The following is a 5,307-nucleotide window of genomic DNA, read 5'->3' on the forward strand; positions in this document are numbered from 1 at the left end:
GCCCTGCTGGGCCGGGTGGCCCGCGAGGCCGGGGCGCGGTCCCTGCCCGGGGCCGGGGCCGAGGTCGAGGTGGTGCGCCGTCGCGGCGCCGAGCAGAGCTACCTGTTCGTCATCAACCACGGGACCGGCGAGGTCGAGGTCCCCGTGGCCGGGTTCGAGCTCACCCAGGCGGTCCGTACCGAGGCCCTGCGGGTGCCGGCCGGTGCGGTCCGCGTGATCAGGGAGGAGGCGTCATGAGCACGACAGTCCTGGACGTCCAGGCGCGCAACCGCGCCAGGATCAAGGTGCCGCACAAGAAGGCCATCGCGATCTTCGTGGCGCCCTTCGCCACGCTGTTCACGCTCTTCTACCTGATCCCCATCGGGTACGCGGTGTGGCAGTCCATGCTCGTGATCGAGCGCGAGGGCACCTACGGCGAGCCACGCGAGGTGTTCGGCGGGCTCAGCCAGTACGCGCAGGTCATGGACAGCGGGCCCTTCTGGGAGTCCGTGGGCCGGGTGCTGCTCTTCGGCGTCGTGCAGGTGCCGGTGATGCTGGGCCTGGCGCTGCTCTTCGCGCTGCTGCTGGACTCACCCCTGGTCAAGGGACGGCGGTTCTTCCGCCTGGCGTTCTTCGCCCCCTACGCGGTGCCCGGGGTGATCGCGGCGATCATGTGGGGCTTCCTCTACTCGCCGAACCTCTCGCCCTTCAAGCCGCTGACCCAGGAGGTCGGGTTCCTCTCGGCGGACCTCGTCCTGTGGTCCATGGCCAACGTCGTGACCTGGGTCTACGTCGGCTACAACATGCTGATCATCTACTCCTCGCTGCTCGCGATCCCCACCGAGATCTACGAGGCCGCGCGGCTCGACGGCGCCTCCCAGGCCCGCATCGCGTGGGCGATCAAGATCCCCCTGGTCATGCCGGCGATCATCCTCACCGCGATCTTCTCAATCATCGGCACCCTGCAGCTGCTCGCCGAGCCCCAGGTGTTCCGCACCTTCACCTCGGCCGTGAGCAGCACGTTCACCCCGAACCTGCTGGTCTACACGACCTCCTCGGTGCCCAACGTGAGCCTCGCGGCCGCCTACTCGGTGGTCCTCGCGCTCGCCACGTTCATCCTGTCCTTCACCTTCCTCAAGGTGACCCAGCGGAAGGCGTTCCAGTGAGCACCACGACGGCAGCCGTCCCGCCGTCGGCCCGCGCCAGGGCCCGGACCACGGGGCGCAAGGACAACGGCCGCAACGGGCCCCGCGAGGGGTTCCTGCCGCGGACCGCCGCGATGCTCGTCATGGCGGTCTTCACGGTCTACTTCCTCACCCCCATCTGGTGGCTGCTGGTCGCTTCGACCAAGAGCCGCGGGGACCTGACCACCACCAACGCGCTGTGGTTCTCCGACATCCAGCTCGGGGAGAACATCGCGGCGGTCGCCTCCTACGGCGGCGGGGTGCTGCCCCGATGGCTGCTCAACAGCGTGCTGTACGCCGGGGTCGGTGCCCTCGTGGCGACCGTCCTGGCGGGGATGTGCGGCTACGCCCTGGCCAAGTACGTGTTCCCGGGCCGCGAGCTCGTGTTCAACGTGGTGCTCGGCGGGGTGCTGGTGCCCGCGACGGCCCTGGCGCTGCCGCTGTTCCTGCTGTTCAGCCAGGTCAACGCGACCAACACGTTCTGGTCGGTGTTCCTGCCCAGCATCGTGAGCCCGTTCGGGGTGTACCTGGCCCGGATCTTCGCGGCCTCGGCCGTCCCGGAGGAGCTGCTCGAGGCCGCACGGCTCGACGGCTCGGGGGAGGTGCGGACCTTCTTCACCGTCTCGGTGCGACTCATGTTCCCCGCGCTGGTCACGGTGTTCCTGTTCCAGTTCGTCGCGATCTGGAACAACTTCTTCCTGCCGCTGATCATGCTGCGGGACGAGTCCCTGTTCCCGGTGACCCTCGGTCTCTACACCTGGAACACCCAGGTCAACCAGGTCCCCGAGCTGCGGCTCTACGTGCTCACCGGTGCGCTGCTGTCGATCGTGCCGCTGATCATCGTCTTCCTCCTGCTGCAGCGGTTCTGGCGTACCGGCCTCGGTACGGGCGCCCTCAAGTAGCCATCCCCCGCAACCACCACCCCCCGTACCCACCCCCCACACCATCTCCATCACCGACCCACCGGAAGAAGGATCAAGGATGCGTATCACCACACGAGCGGTCAGCGTCGCCCTGCTCGCCCCGTTGGCCCTGGCCGCCTGCTCGAGCAGCGACCCGGGCGACGGGGGCGAGGGCGGCACCACCGACGCCGGGGCCTGCGAGCCCTCCGACGGCGCCGTCGAGCTGGAGTTCACCTCCTGGATCCCCGGCATCGAGGGCGTCGTCGACGTCTGGAACGAGGAGAACCCGGACATCCAGGTGTCGGTGCAGACCGGCCCCAACGGCAACGGCGGCACCTACCAGAACTTCTTCAACCAGCTCGAGGCCGGCAACGCGCCCGACCTCGGCCAGATCGAGTACGACGCCCTGCCCAACTTCCGCGTGCAGGACGGTCTCGAGAACATCGGCGTCTGCGAGGACGTCGCCGCGGCGCAGGACCAGTTCGTCGACTGGACCTGGGCGCAGGCCTCCCTCGGCGAGGAGGGCGCCCTGTACGGCGTCCCGCAGGACACCGGCCCCATGGCCATGTTCTACCGCTCGGACCTGTTCGAGGAGAACGGCATCGAGGTGCCGACCACGTGGGACGAGTTCGCCACGGCGGCCGAGCAGGTGCGGGAGACCGGCGGGTACATCACGAACTTCTCCCAGGCGGACATCAACCAGTTCGCCGGGTTCGTGTGGCAGGCGAACGGCAGCTGGTTCGCCAACGACGGCGAGGCGTGGACCGTCGACCTGGACAGCCCCGAGTCGATGGAGGTCGCGGCCTACTGGGACGACCTGATCGAGCGGGACCTGGTCTCGACGTACCCGGGCTGGACCACCGAGTGGGACAACGCCTACAACTCGGGCGAGGTCTGGTCCTGGAACTCGGCCGTGTGGGGCGCGAACTCCATCGCCACGGGCGCCCCGGACACCGCGGGCAGCTGGTCGGTCGCGCCGTCGCCGCAGTGGGGCGAGGGTGAGCAGAGCGCGGGCAACTGGGGCGGGTCGACCATCGCCGTCCTCAAGGGCTCGGAGCACCTGTACGAGGCCAGCCAGTTCGCGCTGTGGCTCAACACCTCCGAGGAGGCGCTGACCATGCTCAACGAGGAGGCCAACCTCTACCCGGCCACGACCGCAGGCCTCGAGCTCCCGGTGCTGTCCGAGGGCGTCGAGTTCTACGGAGACCAGGCCATCTACGACGTGTTCGCCGAGGCCAGCACGCAGGTCTCCGCCGACTTCGTCTGGGGTCCGACGATGACGCAGGTCTACAACGACGTCTCGGACGGCTTCGCCGGCGCGATCTCGGGCAGCGGGACCCTTCCCGAGGCCCTCACGGCGGCCGAGTCCTCGACCGTCGCGGCACTCGAGGCGCAGGCGATCCCCGTGGCTGAGTGATTCTCGACCCCTGCTGGACGGACGGCCCCTCGCACCTGGTGCGGGGGGCCGTCCGTCGTCTGAGCCCCTAGGACCTCCGACCCGTCCCGCGCCACGGCAAGATTTGTACTGTGGAGTACACAAAGCCACGCTGAGGTGGCTCCTTGCCCCCGAAGGAGTGCGGAACGATGTTCCTGTTCGAGTCCATCCCCTGGTACTCAGCCCTCATGTGGGTCGTGGTCGTGGCGGTCCTCATCGGCCTGAGCGAGCTGACCCGCGTGAGCAAGAAGGCCGGGATCGCGCTGTTCGTCGTCCTGCCGATCGTCCTGACCATCTTCGTGTGGCCGCACACCGCCACCGGGGGCTCGGCCACCGGCAGCTGGTTCCACTGGGTCAAGGTGTACTCGGCCCTGGCCGGCTGCCTCGGCTTCATGGCCCTGCGCTACATCCCGCGGTTCGCCAAGAACCGGTACTGGCTGATGTTCCCCGCGGCCATCCTGGCCATCAACATCCTCGAGGCCGTGATCCGCGACTTCGAGGTGTACGGGCTCCAGGGCATGCACGACGGCGTGATGATGGTCGGCGGGCCGTGGAACATCATGAACGGCGTCGCGGGCATCCTGAACATCGTCACGATCTGCGGCTGGGCGGGCATCTACATCTCCCAGAGCCGCCGCGGGGCCCGCACCATGATCTGGCCGGACATGCTCTGGTTCTGGATCATCGCCTACGACCTGTGGAACTTCGCCTACGTCTACAACGCCGTCGGTGACCACGCCTTCTACGCGGGGGCCGCGCTGCTCATCTCCTGCACCATCCCGGCCTTCTTCATCACCAAGGGCTCCTGGCTGCAGCACCGGGCCCAGACCCTGGCCTTCTGGATGATGTTCACCATGGCGGTGCCCGCCTTCGTCGGCAGCTCGATGTTCGCCGTCGAGTCCACCCACGACCCGCGTGCCCTGTTCACGATGAGCGCGCTGTCCCTCGTGGCGAACGTCGCGGTCGTCGTCTACCAGGTGCGGCGGATCGTGGTGCGGCGCAAGAACCCGCTGACCGACGAGCTCTTCACCGACCTCGCCGCCTACCAGCGCGTGCTCCGCGACAACCCGCCGATGGTCGAGGAGGCCGACGCCGGGTCCGGCAGCACGGGTGGCTCCCCGCGCGGGGCCGACCGCGGACCGGTCCCCGTGGCCTGAGCGCTGCGGGCCGACGACGGGCTGCGGGCCTGGCTGTCAGCCAGCGGGCCCGAGCACCGAGCGCACGCTCCCCATCACCACCTCGGTGATGTCCGGGAGCGTGCGCTCGGGCTGGAAGGTCCGCCACTCGAGCCCGGCGATCAGCGTCGCCCCGAAGACCGCGGGCCCGACGACGGAGACGTCCGCGGCGGGGTTGGTCTGCGCGATGACCTCACGGAACACCGAGACGATCCGCTCACGCACCGGCTCGAGGGACTCCTGCCAGGTGCGGCCCATGCGGAACAGCTCGGCGGCGAGGAGCTGGGTGCCCGCGGGGTTGTCCCTCACCTCGACCAGCAGGGCCGCGACCACGCCCTCGAGGGCAGCGGCGCCGGTGTGACCGCCGGGCGCTGCCGCGAGGGTCGCGCTGAAGCGGTCCATGGTGTGGGCGATGAGCGCCTCGAAGAGCCGCTCCTTGGATCCGAAGTTGTTGTAGATGCTGCCCTTGGCCACCCCGGCGAGCTCGGCGACCGCGTCCAGCGAGGTGCCCGCGTAGCCCCGGTCGGCCATGACCTGGGCCGCCGCCTGGAGGATCTGCTGGCTGGTCGCCGCCCGCCGGGCCGCGAAGCCGTCGGTGTGGGGGAGGGCGGGCTCGGGGGGCGTCGTCGGGC

At 69.3% G+C, this 5,307-nt stretch carries 6 protein-coding genes; 5 read left to right on the forward strand and 1 reads right to left on the reverse strand.

The annotated features are described in order from the left end of the window. The 5 genes from L0B03_RS13475 to L0B03_RS13495 all read left to right on the forward strand — a co-directional run. A partial coding sequence (locus L0B03_RS13475; protein ID WP_250446605.1) for a Beta-galactosidase C-terminal domain occupies positions 1–237 on the forward strand: 237 nt, incomplete at its 5' end. After that, the gene (locus L0B03_RS13480) at positions 234–1,145 is read left to right on the forward strand and encodes a carbohydrate ABC transporter permease (RefSeq protein WP_250446607.1); all 912 of its coding nucleotides are present in this window, start codon (positions 234–236) and stop codon (positions 1,143–1,145) included. The genes L0B03_RS13475 and L0B03_RS13480, both read left to right, overlap by 4 nt. Before the next feature lie 113 nt (positions 1,146–1,258). After that, complete coding sequence (locus L0B03_RS13485; RefSeq protein ID WP_374204955.1) at positions 1,259–2,065, forward strand: carbohydrate ABC transporter permease; 807 nt, start codon at positions 1,259–1,261, stop codon at positions 2,063–2,065. Positions 2,066–2,144: 79 nt separating this feature from the next. Then, positions 2,145–3,482 carry an ABC transporter substrate-binding protein gene (locus L0B03_RS13490; RefSeq protein ID WP_250446609.1) on the forward strand — a complete coding sequence of 446 codons (1,338 nt, stop codon included), beginning with the start codon at positions 2,145–2,147 and terminating at the stop codon, positions 3,480–3,482. A 167-nt stretch (positions 3,483–3,649) separates the two neighbouring features. Continuing rightward, positions 3,650–4,657, forward strand: coding sequence for a DUF5692 family protein (locus L0B03_RS13495; protein WP_250446611.1), 1,008 nt, complete (start codon positions 3,650–3,652; stop codon positions 4,655–4,657). A 36-nt stretch (positions 4,658–4,693) separates the two neighbouring features. Here L0B03_RS13495 and L0B03_RS13500 read toward each other — a convergent pair. Next, a partial coding sequence (locus tag L0B03_RS13500) for a TetR/AcrR family transcriptional regulator (RefSeq protein ID WP_250446613.1) occupies positions 4,694–5,307 on the reverse strand: 614 nt, incomplete at its 5' end.

This window comes from Actinotalea sp. C106 (assembly GCF_023630195.1).
Lineage (GTDB): Bacteria > Actinomycetota > Actinomycetes > Actinomycetales > Cellulomonadaceae > Actinotalea.